Source organism: Streptomyces uncialis, from assembly GCF_036250755.1.
Classification (GTDB): Bacteria; Actinomycetota; Actinomycetes; order Streptomycetales; family Streptomycetaceae; genus Streptomyces; species Streptomyces uncialis.
In genome coordinates this window covers 7,049,249-7,071,105 of record NZ_CP109583.1, presented here as the reverse complement: position 1 = coordinate 7,071,105, position 21,857 = coordinate 7,049,249, and the positions used below count along the sequence as shown (strand labels likewise).

Sequence of the window (21,857 nt, the reverse complement as noted above, 5' to 3'; positions counted from 1 at the left end):
CCGGGCACCCTGGCCGAGGGGATCGGTCGGGCGCAACGTCTTTTGCGGGGCGCGGGGTCAGGTGTCGCAGTCCAGGACCGTGCGGCACAGGGCGCATCGGGCCCGGACCCGTCCCCGGACGGGCACTCTGATCCGCTGTCCGCAGGTGGGGCAGGCGAACGACACCCGCAGGGGTGAATCGCCGTCGAAGGTGTAGGGCGCGTCGGGCGGGAGGGCCGCGGGGTGGTCCTTGGCGCGGCGGCGGTCCCGGGCGTAGCGGCGGCGGCCGGTGCGGCCGGCGGCGGTGAGCGGGGGCTGCCGTTCGTCGTCGCGGGCGCGCGCCATTCCCTGTGTGTAGGCGGTGTACGCCTGGGGGCTGGTGAACCAGGGCGCGGGGTCCTCCCCGAGCAGCAGGGCGCGTTTGGCCAGGACGTATCCGAACTCCTCCGGGGTGAGGTAGCCGAGTTTCTGGGAGGAGACGCGGTCCTCGCGGAAGGCGTCGAGCAGGAGCCAGCCCGCGCCGAGGTAGGTGGCGGCGGTGTCGGTGAGGATCTCGTTGTCCCGGGTGCCGGGGAACGACAGGTCCAGACGGTGCAGGTAGACGTGGGCGACCTCATGGGCGAGGGCGGCTCCGATGTCCCGGCGATACGTCTTGAACCGGTCGTTGAGTTCGATGAAGTACTCGGGTCCCGCGGTGAGCTCGACGTTCGCGGCGTGGGTCATGTCGCGGAACCCGACGATCATCCGGGCGTCCGGCAGCCGGTAGTGGCGGACCATCTCGCGGGCGACGCGTTGTGCGCCCAGATGCAGATCGTCCAGGTCGCCGAAGGCGACGTCGGCGGGTGCGACGGACAGGTCGAAGGCGCGGACGCCGTCGGAGGACAGCCGTCGGTGCAGGGCCGTGATCGCCGATCGCACGGTCGCCAGATGCGGGAAACCGTGCTCGACCGTTCCGCCGTTCGCCACGTCCGGACCCCCTGAGGTGCTGAACCGATTTCCACTGTAGGTGGATTCGCGCCGCCGGGCCGGGACGGGTGTCCGGAATCAGACCCTTGCCGCGGGCGCCCGGCGATCTCATAATCCAACCAGCTTGGCGAGTGCATGTCAGGCGTCTCGGAGCGGGTCGCATGTGTCGAGCCATGTGTCCCGCCCCGGCCGCCCGACCGGACCCGTCCGGCGGTCAACCCCCCACGAAAGGAAGTACCTTGAAGCTCCTGAGGAAGTTCCCCGGCGCCAGACGGCTCATAGCGACAGGCGCGGTACTGCTCGCGGCCGTCTCCCTCCAGCCCCTCAGCTCCGCCCAGGCCGCTCCCTCCCCGGTCGTCGGCGGCACCCGCGCGGCGCAGGGCGAGTTCCCGTTCATGGTCCGGCTCTCGATGGGCTGCGGCGGTGCCCTGTACACCCAGCAGATCGTCCTGACCGCCGCGCACTGCGTGAGCGGCTCCGGGGCCAACACCTCCATCACCGCGACGGCGGGGGTCGTCGACCTCCAGAACAGCGCGGCGACCAAGGTCCGCTCCACGCGGGTCCTCCAGGCGCCCGGTTACAACGGCACCGGCAAGGACTGGGCCCTCGTCAAGCTCGCGGCCCCGATCAACCAGCCCACGCTGAAGATCGCCACCAGCACGGCGTACAACTCCGGGACGTTCACCGTCGCCGGATGGGGTGCCGCGCGTGAGGGCGGGGCGCAGCAGCGGTATCTGCTGAAGGCGAGCGTGCCGTTCGTCAGCGACGCGTCCTGTCAGCAGTCGTACGGGTCCTCCCTGGTCCCGGGCGAGGAGCTGTGCGCGGGGTATCAGGCCGGCGGGACCGACACCTGCCAGGGCGACTCCGGCGGGCCCATGTTCCGGCGGGACAACGCGGGGGCCTGGGTCCAGGTCGGCATCGTGAGCTGGGGCCAGGGCTGTGCGCGGCCCAACTACCCGGGCGTGTACACCGAGGTGTCCACGTTCGCCTCCCAGATCGCCTCGGCAGCCGCAACCCTGTAACACCTCTCACTGACGCCCCCGGGCTTCCCGCGCTGGACGCACTTGTCCCTGCGCGGGTCGCCCGGGGGTGCGCAGGTCGCCTTCGCTCGCGCTTGTCAGGTCTGTCCGGCTGGGCGTACTCGTTCCCGTGCCGTCGCCCGTGGGATGCGCAGTTCCCCGCAGGTCGCCTTCGCTCGCGCCCCCGGGTTCCTTGTGCTGGGCGTACTTGTTCCTGCACGGGCCGGTCGTGGGTGCGCAGTTCCCCGCGCCCCTGGATGCTGCCCCATCGGGCTTGTTCGCCCGGTGCGGGTCTGCCCTCGTCTTTTGCGCAGTTCCCCGCGCCCCTGAAGGGGCACTCCTCTCCTCTCGCAGTCGCATGGCTGCCGAAGGGGGTGGGCGGGAATCTCTGCCCGCAGACTCCGATGCTCTTCAGCAGGACCAGTGAACGTCCGACCGAGCGCGTTGGAGCGAGGACGGAGAATCCCGACCGGCCCCGCCCCGAAGAACCGACCGGACGCGCCCCAAAGGGGCGCGGGGAACTGCGCGAAAACGAGAACCGGCCCGCACCCGAAGAGCGACCGCAACAGGGCAGCACCTCAGGGGCGCGGGGAACTGCGCGAAACCACCGAACGACGGCACAGGAACGAAGTACGTCCAACCGGACAGACCTGGCAAGCGCAAGCGAAGGCGACCCGCACGGGAACGAAGTACGCCCCGCCGGACAGACCTACGCGGCCTCCCGCCCAGGCGCCAGCGCGAGGGCCGCCAACGTGACAGTCCGGACGACCAGTCCACCCAGCACCGCCGCGAGGAACCCGTCGACCTCGACACCGAAACCCATTTGGCTCGCGAGCCAGGAGACCAGCAGCCAGGCCAGGGTGTCCTGCACGAACCCCACCACCGCCAGGACGAGCGTCGCGACCGGCGGGGCAGTCCGGATGGAGTTCGGGTAGCTGTAGATCAACTGGTTGACGATGATGAAGACCGCGGACGCGACGATCACGGCGGAGACATCGGACCCGGCGGACCCGATACCTATCCCGGGGAGCACCCCGATGGCGAGGCTGACCCCCGCGATCGTGCCGAACACCCGGTGCGACTTGGTTTCTTGACGGTGACTTGCCATGCACTCAGTTTGACACCCAAGTCACCAAAATTGCCTGTGAATCCAGTTCACAGTTTTGTATCGGTCAACGCCCCGCACCGCTGCCCAGACCGGTACCCCCGCCTAGACCGGTGCCCCCACCGCCGGAAACCCCCGCTGCCGCTGCGTCTCGTACAGCAGCACCGTCCCCGCCGCCGCCGCGTTGAGGGAACTCGCCGCGCCGCCGATCGGGATCCGCACCGTCTCGTCGCACAGCTCGCGCCACGCCGCGCTCATCCCGGAGGTCTCGTTGCCGATGACGACGAGCACCGGTCCCGTCAGATCCGTGCCGGTGAGATCCGCCGCGCCCCTCTCGTCGGTGCCGACGATCCGCAGCGGGACACCTCGCGCGCGCAGCCCGGCCGCCCAGTCGGCGACCGTCTGCGGGGACGGGACCCGCACCACGGGCAGGGCGAACAACGAACCGGTGCTGGCGCGCAGCGACTTGGGGTCGTAGATGTCGGCGGCGTGGCCGGAGACGACGACGCCGTGGGCACCGAACGCGTCGGCGGAGCGGATGAGGGTGCCGATGTTGCCGGGGGTGATGGGGCGGTCGAAGACGACGCCGAGGAAGTCGGGGCCGACGGTGAGCCGGTCGAGGCGGTCGTCGGGGACGCGGGCGACGGCGAGCAGCTCGGGGACGGTGTCCTCCTTGCCGCCGAGCTCGTGCAGCAGCTCCGGGTCCATGTCGACGCGGGTGACGCCCGCGGGGACCCGGTCGAGGGTGTCGCGGGCCCACCGGGACAGGGGCCGCCCGCCGCTGCCGCCCGCGCTGTAGAGCACCGCGCTCAGCGGCCAGTCGTGGTCGAGGGCGAGGGTGAGGGGGCGTACCCCCTGGATCAGGAACTCCCCGGCGCGCTGGCGTTTGGCGCGGTTGCCCAGCAGGGCGTGCCACTGCTGGAAGGCGGCGTTGCGGGTGCTGATCCGCAGGGAGGTCCCGCTACGGCGCGGCTCGGACCTCTGTGTGCCGCTCCGGCGCGGCTCGGACTTCTCACTGGTGCGCCGGGCAGGTCGACGTGCGGCACGGTACTCGCTCATCCGTCCACTCTCCCACGCGCCGCGAGGCCGGGAAGCCCCTCCCCCGCGACGCAGCGCCGGAACGCCGCTCCCCCGCGCCGTGGGGCCGGGCCGCCGCGGTGGAAGGGAGCATCCAGGTGGCAGGGAGCCGGGAAAGGCACGATGCCCGCCCCGTTGTCCGGTCGGGGACAGGGGCGGGCACCGCTTAGTTCCGTACGCCGTTGTACGGGAACGTATGAGGGACGCTAGACGGTCAGCGACCGGTCGGTGGGCCGGATGGGCGCGGGCAGGTCGCTCGCGCCGGTGAGGAAGCGGTCGACACCGCGGGCGGCGGAGCGGCCTTCGGCGATGGCCCAGACGATGAGGGACTGTCCGCGGCCCGCGTCACCGGCGACGTACACGCCGGGGACGTTGGTCAGGTAGTCCTCGTCACGGACGATGTTGCCGCGGCCGTCGAGTTCGAGGCCGAACTGGGCGACGAGACCGTTCTCCTGGTCGGTGCCGGTGAACCCCATCGCGAGGGTCACCAGTTGCGCGGGGATCGATCGCTCGGTGCCGGGCTTCTGGACGAGCTTGCCGTCCACGAACTCGACCTCGACGAGGTGCAGGGACTGGACGTTGCCGTCCTCGTCGCCCTCGAAGTGCGTGGTGGAGACGGAGTAGACGCGCTCGCCGCCCTCCTCGTGGGCGGAGGTCACCTTGTACAGCATGGGGAACGTCGGCCAGGGCTGGCCGTCCGCGCGGTCCTCGCCCGGGCGGGGCATGATCTCCAGCTGGGTGACCGAGAGCGCGCCCTGGCGGTGGGCGGTGCCGACGCAGTCGGCGCCGGTGTCGCCGCCGCCGATGACGACGACGTGCTTGCCCTCCGCGGTGAGCGGCGGCGCGACGAAGTCGCCTTCCTGGACCTTGTTGGCGAGCGGCAGGTACTCCATGGCGAAGTGGATGCCGCGCAGTTCCCGGCCGGGGACGGGCAGGTCACGGGAGACGGTGGCGCCGGCGGCGACGACGACGGCGTCGTAGCGCTTGCGCAGCTTCATGGCGTCGATGTCGCGGCCGATCTCGACCCCGGTGCGGAACTTGGTGCCCTCCGCGCGCATCTGCTCGATGCGGCGGTTGATGTGGCGCTTCTCCATCTTGAACTCGGGGATGCCGTAGCGCAGCAGCCCGCCGATACGGTCGGCGCGCTCGTACACGGCGACGGTGTGCCCGGCGCGGGTGAGCTGCTGGGCCGCGGCGAGTCCGGCGGGTCCGGAGCCGATGACGGCGACGGTCTTGCCGGAGAGGCGTTCGGGGGCCTGGGGTGCGACCTCGCCGGTCTCCCACGCCTTGTCGATGATGGAGACCTCGACGTTCTTGATGGTCACCGCGGGCTGGTTGATGCCGAGGACGCACGCCGACTCGCACGGGGCGGGGCACAGCCGCCCGGTGAACTCGGGGAAGTTGTTGGTGGCGTGGAGGCGCTCGGACGCGGCCTGCCAGTTCTCCCGGTAGGCGTAGTCGTTCCACTCGGGGATGAGGTTCCCGAGCGGACAGCCGTTGTGGCAGAACGGGATGCCGCAGTCCATGCAGCGGCTGGCCTGTGTGCTGATGATCGGCAGCAGGGAGCCGGGAACGTAGACCTCGTTCCAGTCGCGCAGCCGCTCCGGCACGGGACGGGAGCAGGCGCCCTGGCGGTCGTGGTTGAGGAAGCCCTTCGGGTCAGCCATTGATCGCCGCCTCCATCATCTTCTCGGTGATCTCGGACTCGGGGAGTCCGGCTCGCTCGGCGGCGTCCTTGGCGGCGAGCACTGCCTTGTACGTGCTGGGGATGATCTTGCTGAAGCGGGCGGCGGCGTTGTCCCAGTCGGCGAGCAGCTTCTGGGCGACGGTGGAGCCGCTCTCCTCGTGGTGACGGCGCACCACGTCGTGCAGCCACCGCTTGTCGGCTTCGTCGGGGGTCTCGACGGCGGCGAGGTTCCCGGCGTTGACGTTGTCGCGGTCGAGGTCGATGACGTACGCGACTCCGCCGGACATACCGGCGGCGAAGTTCCGTCCGGTCTCGCCGAGGACGACGGCGTGGCCGCCGGTCATGTACTCGCAGCCGTGGTCGCCGACGCCTTCGGAGACGACGAGCGCGCCGGAGTTGCGGACGCAGAAGCGTTCGCCGGTGCGGCCCCGCAGGAAGATCTCGCCGCCGGTGGCGCCGTAGGCGATGGTGTTGCCCGCGATGGTGGAGTACTCGGCGAGGTGGTCGGCGGCCCGGTCGGGGCGGACCACGATCCGGCCGCCGGACAGGCCCTTGCCGACGTAGTCGTTGGCGTCGCCTTCGAGGCGCAGGGTGACCCCGCGCGGCACGAACGCGCCGAACGACTGGCCGGCGGAGCCGGTGAAGGTGATGTCGATGGTGTCGTCGGGCAGTCCGGCGCCGCCGAACTTCTTGGTCACCTCGTGGCCGAGCATGGTGCCGACGGTCCGGTTGATGTTGCGGATCGCGACCCGGGCGCGGACGGGCTGGGCGTCGTCCTGGGCGTTCGCGGCGAGCGCGTCGGCCGCGATCTTGATGAGCTCGTTGTCGAGGGCCTTCTCCAGTCCGTGGTCCTGGGCGATGAGGGCGTGGCGCACGGCGCCCTCGGGCAGGTCCGGGACGTGGAACAGGGGCGCGAGGTCGAGGCCCTGGGCCTTCCAGTGGTCGACGGCACGGGTGACGTCGAGGGCCTCGGCGTGGCCGACGGCCTCCTCGATGGTGCGGAAGCCCAGCTCGGCGAGGATCTCGCGGACCTCTTCGGCGATGAACTCGAAGAAGTTGACGACGAACTCGGCCTTCCCGGAGAACCGTTCCCGCAGGACCGGGTTCTGGGTGGCGATGCCGACGGGGCAGGTGTCGAGGTGGCAGACCCGCATCATGACGCAGCCGGAGACGACGAGCGGCGCGGTCGCGAAACCGAACTCCTCGGCGCCCAGCAGCGCGGCGATGACGACGTCGCGGCCGGTCTTGAGCTGGCCGTCGGTCTGGACGACGATCCGGTCGCGGAGCCCGTTGAGCAGCAGGGTCTGCTGGGTCTCGGCGAGGCCGAGCTCCCAGGGGCCGCCCGCGTGCTTGAGCGAGGTCAGCGGGGACGCGCCGGTGCCGCCGTCGTGGCCGGAGATGAGGACGACGTCCGCGTGGGCCTTGGAGACGCCCGCGGCGACCGTGCCGACGCCGACCTCGGAGACCAGCTTCACATGGATGCGGGCCTTCGGGTTGGCGTTCTTCAGGTCGTGGATGAGCTGGGCGAGGTCCTCGATGGAGTAGATGTCGTGGTGCGGGGGCGGGGAGATCAGTCCGACGCCGGGGGTGGAGTGCCGGGTCTTCGCGACCCACGGGTACACCTTGTGGCCGGGGAGCTGGCCGCCCTCGCCGGGCTTGGCGCCCTGCGCCATCTTGATCTGGATGTCGTCGGCGTTGACGAGGTACTCGGAGGTGACGCCGAAGCGGCCCGAGGCGACCTGCTTGATGGACGAGCGCCGCGCCGGGTCGTATAGCCGGTCGGGGTCCTCGCCGCCCTCGCCGGTGTTGGACTTGCCGCCGAGCTGGTTCATGGCGATGGCGAGCGTCTCGTGGGCCTCGCGGGAGATGGAGCCGTAGGACATGGCGCCGGTGGAGAACCGCTTGACGATCTCGGAGACCGGCTCGACCTCGTCCAGCGGGACGGGGTCCCGTCCGGTGTCGAAGCCGAACAGGCCGCGCAGGGTCATCAGCCGCTGGGACTGCTCGTTGACGCGGTCGGTGTACTGCTTGAACACGTCGTAGCGGCGGTTGCGGGTGGAGTGCTGGAGCCGGAAGACGGTGTCCGGGTCGAACAGGTGCGGCTCGCCCTCACGGCGCCACTGGTACTCGCCGCCGATGTCGAGGGCGCGGTGGGCGGGGGCGATCCCGGAGACCGGGTACGCCTTGGCGTGCCGGGCGGCGACCTCCTTGGCGATGACGTCGATGCCGACGCCGCCGATCTTGGAGGTGGTGCCGATGAAGTAGCGGTCGACGAACTCGGGCGCCAGGCCGATGGCTTCGAAGACCTGGGCGCCGCGGTAGGACGCGACGGTGGAGATGCCCATCTTGGACATCACCTTGAGGACACCCTTGCCGAGGGCGTAGATGAGGTTGCGGATGGCGCCCTCGGGCTCGCCGCCCGGCAGGAACGTCCCCGCGCGGACGAGGTCCTCGACGGACTCCATCGCGAGGTACGGGTTGACCGCGGCGGCGCCGAAACCGATGAGCAGCGCGACGTGGTGGACCTCGCGGACGTCCCCGGCCTCGACCAGCAGGCCCACATGGGTGCGCTGCTTGGTGCGGATGAGGTGGTGGTGCACGGCGGCGGTCAGCAGCAGCGACGGGATGGGGGCGTGCTCGGCGTCGGAGTGCCGGTCGGACAGCACGATGAGCCGGGCGCCGGCCTCGATGGCGTCGTCGGCCTCGGCGCAGATCGCGTCGATACGGGTGGCGAGGGCTTCGCCGCCGCCGGAGACCCGGTAGAGACCGGAGAGGGTCGCCGCGGTCATCCCGGGCATGTCGCCGTCGGCGTTGATGTGGATGAGCTTGGCGAGCTCGTCGTTGTCGATGACGGGGAACGGCAGGGTCACACTGCGGCAGGACGCGGCGGTCGGCTCCAGGAGGTTGCCCTGGGGGCCCAGCGAGGAGCGCAGCGAGGTGACGAGTTCCTCGCGGATGGCGTCCAGCGGCGGGTTGGTGACCTGCGCGAAGAGCTGGGTGAAGTAGTCGAACAGCAGCCGGGGGCGGTCGGAGAGCGCGGCGATGGGGGTGTCGGTGCCCATGGAGCCGATGGGCTCCAGGGCGGACTTCGCCATCGGGGCGATCAGGATGCGCAGCTCTTCCTCGGTGTAGCCGAAGGTCTGCTGGCGGCGGGTGACCGAGGCGTGGGTGTGCACGATGTGCTCCCGCTCGGGCAGGTCCTCCAGCTCGATCTCCCCGGCCTCCAGCCATTCGCCGTAGGGCTGCTCGGCGGCGAGTCCGGCCTTGATCTCGTCGTCCTCGATGATGCGGTGCTCGGCGGTGTCGACGAGGAACATCCGGCCGGGCTGGAGGCGGCCCTTGCGGACGACCTTCGCGGGGTCGATGTCGAGGACGCCGACCTCGGAGCCGAGGACGACGAGCCCGTCGTCGGTGACCCAGTAGCGGCCGGGGCGCAGTCCGTTGCGGTCGAGGACCGCGCCGACCTGGACGCCGTCGGTGAAGGTGACACAGGCGGGGCCGTCCCAGGGCTCCATCATCGTGGCGTGGAACTGGTAGAAGGCGCGGCGGGCCGGGTCCATCGAGGTGTGGTTCTCCCACGCCTCCGGGATCATCATCAGCACGCTGTGCGGCAGGGACCGGCCGCCGAGGTGGAGCAGTTCGAGGACCTCGTCGAAGGACGCGGAGTCGGAGGCGTCCGGGGTGCAGACGGGGTACGTCCGCTCCAGGGCCGCCTGGTCGCCGAAGAGGCCGGAGGCGAGCTGGGACTCGCGGGCGCGCATCCAGTTGCGGTTGCCCTTGACGGTGTTGATCTCACCGTTGTGGGCGACGAACCGGTACGGGTGGGCGAGCGGCCAGCTCGGGAAGGTGTTGGTGGAGAACCGGGAGTGGACGAGGGCGACGGCGCTGGCGAAGCGGCGGTCGGACAGGTCCGGGAAGAAGGGTTCGAGCTGGCCGGTGGTCAGCATGCCCTTGTAGACGACGGTCCGCGCGGACAGCGACGGGAAGTACACCCCGGCCTCGCGTTCGGCGCGCTTGCGCAGCACGAACGCCTTGCGGTCGAGGGCGATGCCGGTGTGCTCACCGTCGGTGACGAAGAGCTGGCGGAAGGCGGGCATCGTGGCGCGGGCGGTGGCGCCGAGGAGCTGGGGCGCGACGGGCACCTCGCGCCAGCCGAGGACGGTGAGGCCCTCGTCGGCGGCGATGGCGTCGATCCGGGCGGTGGCCGCGTCGGTGCCGTGCTCGGGCAGGAACGCGATACCGACGGCGTAGCCGCCGGCGGCGGGCAGCTCGAAGTCGGTGACCTCGCGCAGGAACGCGTCGGGGACCTGGCAGAGGATGCCCGCGCCGTCGCCCGAGTCGGGCTCGGAGCCGGTGGCGCCGCGGTGCTCCAGGTTCCGCAGAACCGTGAGTGCCTGGTCGACCAGCGTATGGCTCGCCTCGCCGGTGAGGGTGGCGACGAACCCGACGCCGCAGGCGTCGTGCTCGTTGCGCGGGTCGTACATCCCCTGCGCGGCAGGGCGAGCGTCCATGTGGGCCCAGTTCGAGGCGCTCATGGGGGGCTGGGACGGCTGGCGCGGCGTACGCATCGGCACTCCCGTCGTCGTCGTGGCATATATCAAGTGCCGAGGGACGACGTTGGCCCTCTGCGGAAAATTTCGTGCAGGTTACATGATGGAACGCTTCTCGAAAAGCGGATAACTCATTCCAGCATGCGGACACCCGTACGGGTGACGATGATGCTCCGGGCGGGTCGTCCGGTCAACGGGCGGCACCGGCGGCCTTTGCCGGCACTTGCTCTGTCGTCCCTGTTCACAGCGGAGCCCGACGTCAGCGGCGACGTCCTGGGTGGGTACGGAGACCGTTGGCGCGGGGCGGGTGCGCCGCTGGTGGCGGCGGAGCTCCGGGGCCTTCGGTGACCTTGGTGCGGGGACCCGCTACGGGCAGATCGATGACCGTGGGTCCGGGGTGCGGGTGGGCATCGTTGCCCACAGCGCTTACGGCTCATGCCCAGCCGCAAAGGATTCGAAACCGCCCGGTAACAGTTGCCCGTGCGGTGCGCCGTCCGGCGGGGTCTCAGGGTCATCGTACGTCCCCGGGTCGCCCCGGCCCACGCGGGTCGCCTTCGCTCGCGCTTCCGGGTTCCCTGTGCTGGGCGCACCTGTCCCTGTGCGGGTCGCTCGTGGGGTGCGCAGTTCCCCGCGCCCCTGGATGCTGCCCCCTTGCTGTCGCTCTTCGGGTGCGGGGCGGTTCTCGTCTTTTGCGCAGTTCCCCGCGCCCCTTTGGGGCGCATCCGGCCGGTTCTTCGGGTCGGTGCCGGTCGGGATTCTCCGTCCTCGATCCGACACGCTCGGTACGGACGTCCAGTGGCCGCACTGGTGGCGTCGGAGTCTGCGGGCAGAGATTCCCGCCCACCCCCTCCCGCAGCCATGCGACTGCACGAGGAGAAGGGTGGAAAACAACCCCAGGTGGGCGCCCCTTCAGGGGCGCGGGGAACTGCGCGAGCAACCACAGGCGACCCCGCACCCGAACGGGAACCGCAAGGGGCGCGACCTCAGGGGCGCGGGGAACTGCGCACCCACGAACGACCTGTGCGGGAACAAGTACGCCCAGCACAGGAAACCTCGAAGGCGCAAGCGAAGGCGACCCGCGGGGGCGAACCGGTCAGGCCATCAGGCCCGCCGCGATCGCGCGGGCCTCCCGCAGGGGCGCGGCATCCCGCTCGCGGACGACCGTGACCGTGGCCCCGTCCATGAGCAGCACGAACCGCCGGGCCAGCGCCTCGGGTCCGGGCTGCCCCGCCTCCGCCAGGAGTCCCGCGACGAACCCGGTGACGGCCCGTTTGTGCGCGACGGCGAGCCGGTGCACGGGACCGTCCGCGTCCGCGCTCTCGGCCAGGGCGTTGATGAAGGCGCAGCCCCGGAAGTCCCCCCGGGCGGCGTCGTCCGCGAGCGCGTCGAAGAGGGCCAGCGGATCACGGCCCCGGGCCTCGACCTCCGCGGCGAGCCAGCGGCGCCAGTCGGTGTCGCGCCGTTCGAGGACGGCGACCACCAGGTCGTCCTTGCTCGCGAAGTGCCGGTAGAACGACGCCCGTCCGATGCCCGAGTCGGCCAGCAGCCGCTCCACGCCGACCGCGCGGATGCCCTCGGCGAAGAAGAGCGCTCCGGCGGTGTCGATGAGCCGTTCGCGTGCGTGGGTGGCCATGGAGTCACCGTAACCGACCTTGACGCCAAACAGAACCGATCGGTACCGTCCTCACCCAGCAGACGGTACCGATCGGTTCCGTCTTTCGCGGACACCGCACGCCCGCACCAGCCCCTCGCGCCACCCGGCCCGTCGGAAAGGCGTGCGCGTATCCGGCCACGACCCCACCGACCCTGCGCACGACCCACGACAGGACGGCCATGGACAGCGATCTCCACCCCAGCGGACGACGAACGGCACCGGGCGCGCCCGCCCACGGCCCGGCGGACAAGGACGAACCGCCCCCGGCACCACACGGAAGCGCGCCACGCGGCAGCGTCTTCGTGCTGGGGTTCGCCACCTTCGCGATCGGTACGGACGAGTTCGTGCTGGCGGGGGTGCTGCCCGAGATGGGCCGGGACCTCGGGGTCTCCGTCACCACCGCGGGCCAGGTGGTGACGGTGTTCGCCCTGACCTGTGCGGTGCTGGCGCCCGTCCTCGCGACGGCGACCGCCCGGCGGGCGCGGCGCGCCGTCCTGCTGCTCGCGGTCGCCGTCCATCTGCTGGGCAATGTGGCCACGGCGCTCGCACCGACCTTCGCGACCGTACTGGCCGCGCAGATGGTCGCGGCGGCCGGCGCCGGACTCTTCGTCCCGACCGCCGCGGTCACCGCCGCCGCGCTGGTCGCGCCCGAACGGCGGGGCCGCGCGATCGCCGCGGTGACCACGGGCTTCACGGCGGCGACCGCGCTCGGCGCCCCGATAGGCACCGCGCTCGGCGGCTGGCTGGGCTGGCGTTCCACGATGTGGTTCGTCGCCGCGCTCTCGGTGCTCGGACTGATCGGCGTACGGCTGCTGGTGCCCGCGCGGGTGGCCGCACCGGCCCCGGAGGGGCTGCGCGCCCGGCTGGCGCCGCTGCGGGACCGCCGGGTGCTGGCGGTCCTGGCGACCACCCTGGTCGGGTTCACCGCGATCTATCTGCCGTACACCTACATCGCCGTCGTCTTCGAGCCCGCGACGGGCGGCAGCGGTGACCGGCTGGCCGTCCTGATGTTCACGCTCGGGGTGGTCGGCACCCTCGGCAACATCGCGGCGGGACGGCTCGCGGACCGCTTCGGCGGGCGGGCCGTGGTGGCCCTCGCGCTGCTCTGGATGACCGGCGCCCTGCTGCTGTTCCCGCTCACCACCGGCGCGTACACCTCCGCGCTGCTGATGATCGTCGTCTACGGCGTGGCCGCGTTCGCGATCACCTCACCCCAGCAGCACCGGCTCATCACCCTCGACCCCGCCTCGGCGTCCGTGCTGGTCTCGCTGAACGCCGCGATCCTCTATCTGGCGATCGCCATGTCGGGGGCGGTCGGAGCGCTCGGCATCGGCTGGGCCGGGGCCCGCGCGCTGCCGCTGATCGCGGCGGGCCTGGCGGTCGCGGCCCTGCTGCTCTCGGAGTGGGGCCACCGGATGTCCCGCCCCCCGGCCGCCTGACCGGGACCTCGCGGGCATACGAACGGGGACGGGCCAGAGGCCCGTCCCCGTCCTGGTCGCCCGTGCGGGCTCAGCTCTTGTCGGCCGTCGCGGTGGCCGTTCCGCCCGTCCCCTTGCCGGGGCCGGACGGGCCTGTCACATCCTTGGCGTCACGCGGACGCGTCGTACCCGCGCCGGTGCGGTCACCGGAGCCGTCGGCGTCACCGTCGTCGGATTCCGCGCCGGGTCCGTCACCGTCGCCCGGCTCCACCACGTCCTCCCGGCCCGGCCGCTTCTTGTGCGACACCACCAGGTAGACGACGGCCAGCAGGAAGACGACCAGCGCGGTCCAGTTGTTCAGCCGCAGCCCGAACACATGGTGCGCCTCGTCGACCCGCAGGTACTCGATCCAGAAGCGGCCCGCGCAGTACGACGCGACGTACAGGGCGAAGGCACGGCCGTGACCGAGCTTGAAGCGGCGGTCGGCCCAGATCACCAGGACCGCGACCCCGATGCACCACAGCGACTCGTACAGGAACGTCGGGTGATAGGTCCCGGGTACCCGGCCGTCGACCGAGGACGTGATCTCCACGGCCCAGGGAAGATCGGTGGGCCGCCCGTACAGCTCCTGGTTGAACCAGTTGCCCCAGCGGCCGATCGCCTGGGCGAGGGCGATGCCCGGGGCGACGGCGTCGGCGTACGCCGGCAGCGGGATGCCCCTGCTGCGGCAGCCGATCCAGGCGCCGACCGCGCCGAAGGCGATGGCCCCCCAGATCCCGAGGCCGCCTTCCCAGATCTTGAAGGCGTCGACCCAGTCCCGGCCCTCGCTGAAGTACAGCTCGTAGTCCGTGATGACGTGGTAGAGGCGGCCGCCGATCAGACCGAACGGCACGGCCCAGACGGCGATGTCGGCGACCGTGCCCGACCGCCCGCCCCGGGCGATCCAGCGGCGATTGCCGAGCCAGACCGCCACGAAGACGCCGATGATGATGCAGAACGCGTAGCCGCGAAGCGGGATGGGCCCGAGGTGCACCACACCGGTCGAGGGGCTGGGGATGAAGGCAAGTTCCATGGCAGGTCCGACGCTACCTTGCGCGGCACCGGCACCGGCACCCCGCCCCCGACACGGCTGCATAACGGGTCCGGGCACCGGCCCGCCCGGGTGCCCCGCTCCCGGCCCCGCTTTTCCGGGGCGCCCGCCTCCGCTACCCCTGGCCGCCGTCCTCGACGAGCTTCTTCAGCTTGGCCGGGGTCAGCGGGTTCGCCTGGTCGGCGTAGACATCCTTGCCGTTCAGCAGGATCGTCGGGGTACCCCGGAAGCCGCCGTCCTGGAACGCCTTGTTCGACTTGGCGACCCAGCTGTTGTGCGTCCCGTCGTCCACGCACCGCTTGAAGACGTCCGTGTCGAGCCCGTCGACCTTGCCCGCCAGCTCGGTCAGCTTCGCGTTGTCGGCGAAGGCGTCGTCCGTCTCGGCGGGCTGGTTCTCGAAGAGGACGTCGTGATAGGCGGGGAACTTCCCGGCCTGCTGCGAACACGCCGCCGCGTTGGCCGCGCGCAGGGAGCCGCTGCCGCCCATGTTCCCGTCGATCAGCGTCGCGAAGTGGTACTCGACCTTGAGCTTCCCGCTCGCGGTCAGCTCCTGGATCGTCGAGCGGTACGTGTCCTCGAAGACCTTGCAGACCGGGCAGCGGAAGTCCTCCCAGATGGTGAGGGTCGACTTGGCGCTGTCCTTGCCCACGGGGATCGCGAGCCCGTCCTGCCCGATCGCCCCCTTGGGTACGACGACGGGCCCCGAGGTGTCCTCCTCACCACCGCCCGAGTTGGCGGCGATCACGCCGATCACGGCGGCGAGTCCGAGCACGCCGACGACGGCACTGCTGACGATCAACGTCCGGCGCCGCTTCTCACGGGCCTTCTCACGCTGCCGTTCCACGGCGAGCCGCTCACGGGCTGTGCGCTTTCCCTCACGGTTCTTGTCACTCACACCCGGCAAACGACCCAGAACGGCAACCGTGCCCGGCCCTCATGAGGACCATCCATTCGGGTGACCCACCCCCACAGGAAAAGAACCCCGAGGACAGCCCCGTCAGGGGCGCGGGGAACTGCGCGAAGACGAGGACCGGCCCGCACCCGAAGGGCGACCGTAATGGGGCAGCATCCAGGGGCGCGGGGAACTGCGCAACCCACGAGCTACCCGCACCGAACAAGCCCACCCGCCGGGAAGAGCCCCAAAGGGGCGCGAGGAACTGCGCGAACCACCGAGCGACCCGCACCGAACAAGCCCGCCCAGCAGAAGAGCCCCAAAGGGGCGCGGGGAACTGCGCAACCCACGAGCGACGGCACAGGAACAAGCGCGCCCACCCGGACAGACCTAAAAAGCGCAAGCGAAGGCGACCCGCACAGGAAGGCGTGGGCTCACCGACGAAACCGGGGACCGGGCCGGGGACCGGGACCGGGACCGGGACCGGGGGCCGGGACCGGGACCGGGGGCCGGGACCACGAGAGCCGGACGCCGAGGCACGGGACCCCCGTGCCTCGGCCCCGCTCAGACCCGCCCCCGCACACCCTCCGCCAGCTCCCGCGCGAGCGACCGGACGGCCACGAGCCCCGCCCCCGCGTCCTCCGCGTCGAGCATCAGCTTGACGAACGCCGAGCCCACGATCACCCCGTCGGCGAACCCCGCGACCTCCGCGGCCTGGACCGCGTTGGAGACCCCGAGCCCCACACAGACCGGCAGGTCCGTCGTGGCCCGGGTCCGCCGCACCAGGTCCTGCGCCTGCTCGCCGACCGACTCCCGGGTGCCCGTGACCCCCATCAGGGAGGCCGCGTAGACGAACCCGGACCCGGCGTCCGTGATCTCCGCGAGCCGTGCGTCCTTGCTGCTCGGAGCGACGACGAACACGGTCGCGAGCCCGTGCTTCGCGGCGTTCTCCCTCCACAGCGCGGACTCCTGCACCGGCAGATCGGGCAGGATGCACCCCGCCCCGCCCGCCGCGGCCAGCTCCGCGGTGAACCGCTCGACGCCGTAGCGGTCGATCGGGTTCCAGTACGTCATCACCAGCACCGGCTTGCCGGTGGCCAGATGCGCCTCACGCACCGTGCGCATCACATCCGCGATCCGCACCCCGCCGCGCAGCGCGATGTCGTCCGCGGTCTGGATGACCGGCCCGTCGAGGACCGGGTCGCTGTGCGGCAGCCCGACCTCCACGACATCGGCCCCGCCGTCGAAGACGGCCTTGACCGCGTCGATCCCGCCGTCGACCGTCGGGAACCCGGCCGGGAGGTACGCGATGAGGGCGGCGCGCCCCTCGGCGCGCGCCCCGGCGAGGGTCTGGCCCAGCAGCTCGGCCCGTCCCCCGATATGGGTGGTGTCCGCCACGCCCGTCGTCCCGCTCACTTCACGTCCCCCTGGATCTCGGCGGCGCCGCCGTCAGCGTCCGCCTCGACGGCGGCGTCGGTCTCGTACAGCCCGAAGTAGCGGGCGGCGGTGTCCATGTCCTTGTCGCCGCGGCCGGACAGGTTCACCAGCAGCAGCCCCTCGGGGCCCAGCTCGCGGCCCAGCTCCAGGGCGCCCGCCAGCGCGTGCGCGCTCTCGATGGCGGGGATGATGCCCTCGGTGCGCGACAGCAGCAGCAGCGCGTCCATCGCGGCGGCGTCGGTGACCGCGCGGTACTCGCCGCGCCCGCTGTCCTTGAGGTACGCGTGCTCGGGGCCGATGCCCGGGTAGTCCAGGCCCGCCGAGATCGAGTACGGCTCGGTGATCTGGCCCTCGTCGTCCTGGAGGACGTACGAGCGTGAGCCGTGCAGGATGCCCGGCTCACCGGCGGTCAGGGTCGCCGCGTGCTCACCGGTGTCCAGGCCGTGTCCGGCCGGTTCGCAGCCGACGAGCCGGACGGCGGCGTCCGGGATGAACGCGTGGAACAACCCGATCGCGTTGGACCCGCCGCCGACACAGGCCACGGCCGCGTCGGGCAGCCGGCCGGCCCGCTCCAGGATCTGGCGCCGCGCCTCGACCCCGATGACCCGGTGGAAGTCGCGCACCATGGCCGGGAAGGGGTGCGGTCCGGCGACCGTCCCGAACAGGTAGTGCGTCCGGTCCACATTGGCGACCCAGTCGCGGAACGCCTCGTTGATGGCGTCCTTGAGGGTGCGGGAGCCGGACTTCACGGCGATGACCTCGGCACCGAGCATCCGCATCCGGGCGACGTTCAGCGCCTGGCGCTGGGTGTCGATCTCGCCCATGTAGATGGTGCATTCGAGGCCGAACAGCGCGCACGCGGTGGCGGTGGCCACCCCGTGCTGTCCGGCGCCGGTCTCGGCGATGACCCTGGTCTTGCCCATCTGCTTGGTGAGCAGGGCCTGGCCGAGCACATTGTTGATCTTGTGCGAGCCGGTGTGGTTCAGGTCCTCGCGCTTGAGGAACACCCGGGCCCCGCCGGCGTGCTCCGCGAAGCGCGGCACCTCGGTCAGCGCGCTGGGGCGGCCCGTGTAGTGGACGAGCAGTTCCTCCAGCTCGGCCACGAACACCGGGTTCGACTTGGCCTTGTCGTACTCGACGGCGACCTCGTCCACGGCGGCCACGAGGGCCTCCGGGATGAACTTGCCGCCGAACGCCCCGAAGTACCCCTCGGCACTGGGGACATGACCTTCACGGTCGGGAAAGAAGAAGTCACTGGGCATGTCTGATTACCTCACGGGGCACGGGCCCCGGGTCTAGATCCAACGATGACCACATCCCGCACGACCCACGGCCGCCCTCGGAAGGGCGCGGGGAACCGCGCGGACGACCGGCGTCCCGTACCTGGACGAGCGCGCCGCACGAGACGCCCACGGATTCCGTGGGTCCTCGAACGCCGGCGAGCCCGCGGACGGACCGCGGCAGGGGGAAGGGGCGGCGCACGGCGAGGCGGGTGAACCGCGCGGACGACGCGCGGCCCGCACCCGTACGGACACCCGGGGATCGTGTGCCCCGGGGAACGGGGAGCGTCAGCTCCCGCAGCCCCCGGCGGCGTCGACCCCTGATACGGCGCCCCCGGTGCCGGAGGCCCACCATCGGCGGCCGTTCACCTGTCCGGGCTCGGCCCCGATCACGTACCGCACCCGGCGCCCCAGCGCGCGCCGCGCGGGCGCGCGGCAGCCCCGCGGCCGGCAGCCTCGGGCGAGTCGGGACGCGATCGGCACGGTGGAGTCAGCTCCTGTTGTGCCGCAGCGCGGGGTGCGCGCCCGCGGCGACCAGGTCGGAGACGGCGGTACGGGGGTCCTTGCCGGTGACGAGGGACTCGCCGACGAGTACCGCGTCGGCCCCGGCGTTCGCGTAGGCGATCAGGTCGTGCGGCCCGCGCACCCCCGACTCGGCGATCTTGACGATGCTGTCGGGGATCTCCGGGGCGACCCGCTCGAAGGTGGAGCGGTCGACCTTGAGGGTTTTGAGGTCACGCGCGTTGACGCCGATGATCCGGGCGCCCGCGTCGACGGCCCGCTCGGCCTCGTCCTCGTCGTGCACCTCGACCAGCGGGGTGAGCCCGATGGACTCGGCGCGCTCGATGAGGGACACCAGGGCGGGCTGGTCCAGGGCGGCGACGATCAGCAGGACGACGTCGGCGCCGTAGGCACGTGCCTCCCACAGCTGGTAGGAGGTGACGATGAAGTCCTTGCGCAGCACGGGGATGTCGACCCGGGCGCGGACGGCCTCCAGGTCGGCGAGGGAACCGCCGAACCTGCGCTGTTCGGTGAGGACGGAGATGAGGGCGGCGCCGCCCGCCTCGTAGTCGGCGGCGAGTCCGGCGGGGTCCGCGATCGCGGCGAGCGCGCCCTTGGAGGGGCTCGACCGCTTGACCTCGCAGATGACCTTGACGCCCTCGCCGCGCAGCGCGGCGGCTCCGTCCTTGGCCGCGGGGGCCTGCGCCGCGCGCTCCTTGAGCTCGTCGAGGCCGACCCGCGCCTGCCGCTCCGCGAGGTCGGCACGGACTCCGTCGATGATCTCGTCGAGCACACTCACGCGAGCGGCCCCCTTCCCTGACGGTGGCGTGTGAAGCTTTGGTCCCGCGTCCGCGCTGGGCGGAAGCGGTGGTCGTACCGATGATATCCGCAGGAGCGAGCCGGTCCCGCATCCGGTACCGCGCGGTCCCACTACCTGGACGTTCCCCGGTGATCAAGGCCTCAGCCAGCCACCGAACGGCAGGTTCCGGACAATGGTGAAAACGAGGAGCAGTCCGCCCAGGCCCCACAGCACGGCGGTGGGCGGTACGGCGCTGAACCGCCTCCCGCGGGCGGCCCGTACCGCCCACAGGGTCCACAGGACGGCGAAGGCGATGAATCCGGCCACGGCGGGCGCGTTGGCCGCGAGTGCGGTGGCTAGATCGCCGTGCGCGAAGGCGTGGGCGCTGCGGAGTCCGCCGCAGCCCGGGCAGTACAGCCCGGTGAGCTGGAGCAGCGGACAGGTCGGGTAGTGGCCGGATTCATTGGGGTCGACGGCGGCGACGTAGCTGAAAGCCGCCGCGACGGACCCCAGGATGCCCAGCGGGACGGCGAGCCGCCGCAGGGCCCCGCCCCGGGCGGGCCGCGGGGTGCTCGCGGCGGTGTCCGGTACGGGGGCGCTCGGGTGTTCGGCGGTCACGCGAGCATTCTGCCCCGCGAGCGCCGTCCACGCGCGACGGCCACGACCGGGGGCGGCCCGCCCGTGGTTCCGGGGGCGTGGGGCGGGCCGGGCGGGATGTCAGCCCTCGGTGGGCATGAGCTCACGGGGGCGCTTCTGGCCCATGCCCATGACGCTCATGATCCCGCCGACCACGGGGGAGAGACCGAGGATGGCCATACCGACCCAGAAGCCGGCCGTGTTCGCCATGACCATGAAAACACCGGCGACACAGAAGCCGACGAAGGCGATGATGACCCCGGCCCAGGCGGCCGGAGTGTGTCCGTGGCTGCTGCTGGACATGACTAGCTCCTCGTTGCTGTAGGCGGCCGTGTGCGGCCGTGTCCCTGGGGTGAGCCGGACGCTCATGGTCATTGTTCCGCACGGAGGGCTCCGCCGTGCACCCGGGTCGCCTTCGCTCACGCTTCCGAGGTCCGTCCTGGTGGACGCACCTGTTTCCTGCAGGGGTCGTCTCGCTTGCCCTTTCTAGGTCCGTCCGGCGCGGCGTACTTCGTTCCTGTGCCGTCGCTCGGTGGTTTCGCGCAGTTCCCCGCGCCCCTTTGGGGCGCGTTCTGCTGTCTTTCGGGTCGGTGCCGGTCGGGATTCTCCGTCCTCGATCCGACACGCTCGGTACGACATCCCCCTACCCGACTGAAGAGCATCGGAGTCTGCGAGCAGAGATTCCCGCCCACCCCCTTACGTAGCCATGCGACTGCGCGAGGAGGGGAATTCCGCAAGCGAAGGCCCGCACCCGAGCGACAGCCCCAGGTGTGCGCCCCAAAGGGGCGCGGGGAACTGCGCAAAGACGAGGGCAGACCCGCGCCCGACGAACAAACCCGAAGGGGCAGCATCCAGGGGCGCGGGGAACTGCGCACCCCACGAACGACGGCACAGGAACGGAGTGCGCCGCGCCGGACAGACCTGGGAAGCGCAAGCGAAGGCGGCCCGCGGGGAACTGCGCACCCACCGAGCGACCCGCACGGGACAAGTACGCCCAGCCGGACAGACCTCAGGGGCGCGGGCTACGGGGGAACCGGTGGACGGGCGGGGGTGTTACGGGGTGGGGGTGGGGCCCTGTTGGGTGGGGTCCTCGCCGCGGTCGAGGGCCTTCCAGAGGTCCTCGGGCCGGTCAGGATCGACGACAGGAGCCCGCCGCGCCCGCCGCGGCGCCCCGTCCCGCTCATAGCGCCCCGACATCGCGGGCCACAGCCGCCCGTACCGCAGGGCGAGCAGCCCGGCGAGCAGGATCAGCGCCCCGCCGACCGCGGCGACATACGGCCAGACGGTGTGGCTGAGCGCGTCGACCGTGGCGGAGGTGTCACCGGACACCTCGGCGGCCCGGTCGTCCAGCGCGGCGGGGTCCCGGGCCCCGAGCACGGCGGCGAGCACCGTACCGGCACCGCAAAGGGCGAGCAGCGCGGAGACTGCGACCCGCCCGGCTCTGCGGACCGCGAAGACGGCGACCAGGGCGGCGAGGCCCACTATGGCGAGGGCGGCCGGCACACCGGTGACCTCGCTGCCCTTGGCGGCCAGCGGGAAGTCACCGCCCGGGACGTTCGCGGTGCCCTCGGTCCAGCCCTGACGGCTGGCGAGCAGGGCGATCGCCGCGCCCGCCGCACCCAGCAGCAGGGCGGCGGCGAGGCTGCGGAGCCCGGCGCGGGCGGCGGCGGGCGACCGGTCGGTGCCCGTACGGGGGTGGGGGACGGCGGAAGTCACTCCCCCACTATCCCCTGCGCCCCCGCGCGCCAAGCCCCGGGGGCACCCCGC

General features: G+C 71.8%; 17 protein-coding genes. 2 read left to right on the top strand and 15 right to left on the bottom strand.

The genetic code is table 11. The features are described from left to right. Positions 1-57: 57 nt before the first annotated feature. Entirely contained in the window at positions 58-945 is an 888-nt protein-coding gene (locus OG711_RS29580; RefSeq protein WP_073790955.1) for a hypothetical protein, read from the bottom strand. Between the two features lie 161 nt (positions 946-1,106). Between OG711_RS29580 and OG711_RS29575 the strand changes: the two genes are divergently transcribed. Continuing rightward, positions 1,107-1,967, top strand: coding sequence for a S1 family peptidase (locus tag OG711_RS29575; protein ID WP_245876862.1), 861 nt, complete (start codon positions 1,107-1,109; stop codon positions 1,965-1,967). Positions 1,968-2,673: 706 nt separating this feature from the next. Here OG711_RS29575 and OG711_RS29570 read toward each other — a convergent pair. The 5 genes from OG711_RS29570 to OG711_RS29550 form a co-directional block, all read right to left on the bottom strand. Continuing rightward, the gene (locus OG711_RS29570) at positions 2,674-3,072 is read right to left on the bottom strand and encodes a phage holin family protein (protein WP_329561530.1); all 399 of its coding nucleotides are present in this window, start codon (positions 3,070-3,072) and stop codon (positions 2,674-2,676) included. A 102-nt stretch (positions 3,073-3,174) separates the two neighbouring features. Next, positions 3,175-4,128, bottom strand: coding sequence for a TrmH family RNA methyltransferase (locus OG711_RS29565; protein ID WP_329561528.1), 954 nt, complete (start codon positions 4,126-4,128; stop codon positions 3,175-3,177). Between the two features lie 224 nt (positions 4,129-4,352). Then, positions 4,353-5,813, bottom strand: a complete 1,461-nt coding sequence (locus OG711_RS29560) for a glutamate synthase subunit beta (protein WP_329561526.1) — start codon at positions 5,811-5,813, stop codon at positions 4,353-4,355. Next, positions 5,806-10,317: a glutamate synthase large subunit gene (gene gltB, locus OG711_RS29555; protein WP_073790963.1), complete on the bottom strand. Its 4,512-nt coding sequence runs from the start codon at positions 10,315-10,317 to the stop codon at positions 5,806-5,808. Before gltB ends, OG711_RS29560 begins: the two co-directional genes overlap by 8 nt. Before the next feature lie 1,159 nt (positions 10,318-11,476). Further along, positions 11,477-12,016 carry a TetR/AcrR family transcriptional regulator gene (locus OG711_RS29550; protein WP_329561524.1) on the bottom strand — a complete coding sequence of 180 codons (540 nt, stop codon included), beginning with the start codon at positions 12,014-12,016 and terminating at the stop codon, positions 11,477-11,479. 200 nt (positions 12,017-12,216) lie between these two features. Here OG711_RS29550 and OG711_RS29545 point away from each other — a divergent pair, with 200 nt between their 5' ends. Next, entirely contained in the window at positions 12,217-13,476 is a 1,260-nt protein-coding gene (locus OG711_RS29545; RefSeq protein ID WP_329561522.1) for an MFS transporter, read from the top strand. A 70-nt stretch (positions 13,477-13,546) separates the two neighbouring features. Here OG711_RS29545 and lgt read toward each other — a convergent pair whose 3' ends face one another. The 9 genes from lgt to OG711_RS29500 all read right to left on the bottom strand — a co-directional run bounded on the left by lgt (position 13,547) and on the right by OG711_RS29500 (position 21,806). Further along, a complete protein-coding gene (lgt, locus tag OG711_RS29540) occupies positions 13,547-14,527 on the bottom strand; it encodes a prolipoprotein diacylglyceryl transferase (protein ID WP_329561520.1) in 981 nt (326 codons plus the stop codon). A gap of 133 nt (positions 14,528-14,660) precedes the next feature. Then, positions 14,661-15,440, bottom strand: a complete 780-nt coding sequence (locus OG711_RS29535) for a DsbA family protein (RefSeq protein WP_073791670.1) — start codon at positions 15,438-15,440, stop codon at positions 14,661-14,663. 561 nt (positions 15,441-16,001) lie between these two features. After that, entirely contained in the window at positions 16,002-16,817 is an 816-nt protein-coding gene (trpA, locus tag OG711_RS29530; protein ID WP_073791672.1) for a tryptophan synthase subunit alpha, read from the bottom strand. 32 nt (positions 16,818-16,849) lie between these two features. Next, positions 16,850-18,136 carry a tryptophan synthase subunit beta gene (trpB, locus tag OG711_RS29525; RefSeq protein ID WP_073790971.1) on the bottom strand — a complete coding sequence of 429 codons (1,287 nt, stop codon included), beginning with the start codon at positions 18,134-18,136 and terminating at the stop codon, positions 16,850-16,852. A 306-nt stretch (positions 18,137-18,442) separates the two neighbouring features. After that, the gene (gene trpM, locus OG711_RS29520; RefSeq protein WP_073790974.1) at positions 18,443-18,637 is read right to left on the bottom strand and encodes a tryptophan biosynthesis modulator TrpM; all 195 of its coding nucleotides are present in this window, start codon (positions 18,635-18,637) and stop codon (positions 18,443-18,445) included. Positions 18,638-18,644: 7 nt separating this feature from the next. Further along, positions 18,645-19,454, bottom strand: a complete 810-nt coding sequence (gene trpC / locus OG711_RS29515) for an indole-3-glycerol phosphate synthase TrpC (RefSeq protein WP_178391080.1) — start codon at positions 19,452-19,454, stop codon at positions 18,645-18,647. A 153-nt stretch (positions 19,455-19,607) separates the two neighbouring features. Beyond that, positions 19,608-20,072 carry a DUF2752 domain-containing protein gene (locus OG711_RS29510; RefSeq protein ID WP_405645852.1) on the bottom strand — a complete coding sequence of 155 codons (465 nt, stop codon included), beginning with the start codon at positions 20,070-20,072 and terminating at the stop codon, positions 19,608-19,610. Between the two features lie 99 nt (positions 20,073-20,171). After that, positions 20,172-20,393: an HGxxPAAW family protein gene (locus OG711_RS29505; protein WP_073791678.1), complete on the bottom strand. Its 222-nt coding sequence runs from the start codon at positions 20,391-20,393 to the stop codon at positions 20,172-20,174. Between the two features lie 750 nt (positions 20,394-21,143). Further along, entirely contained in the window at positions 21,144-21,806 is a 663-nt protein-coding gene (locus OG711_RS29500; protein WP_266514216.1) for a TIGR02234 family membrane protein, read from the bottom strand. Between the last annotated feature and the right edge of the window lie 51 nt (positions 21,807-21,857).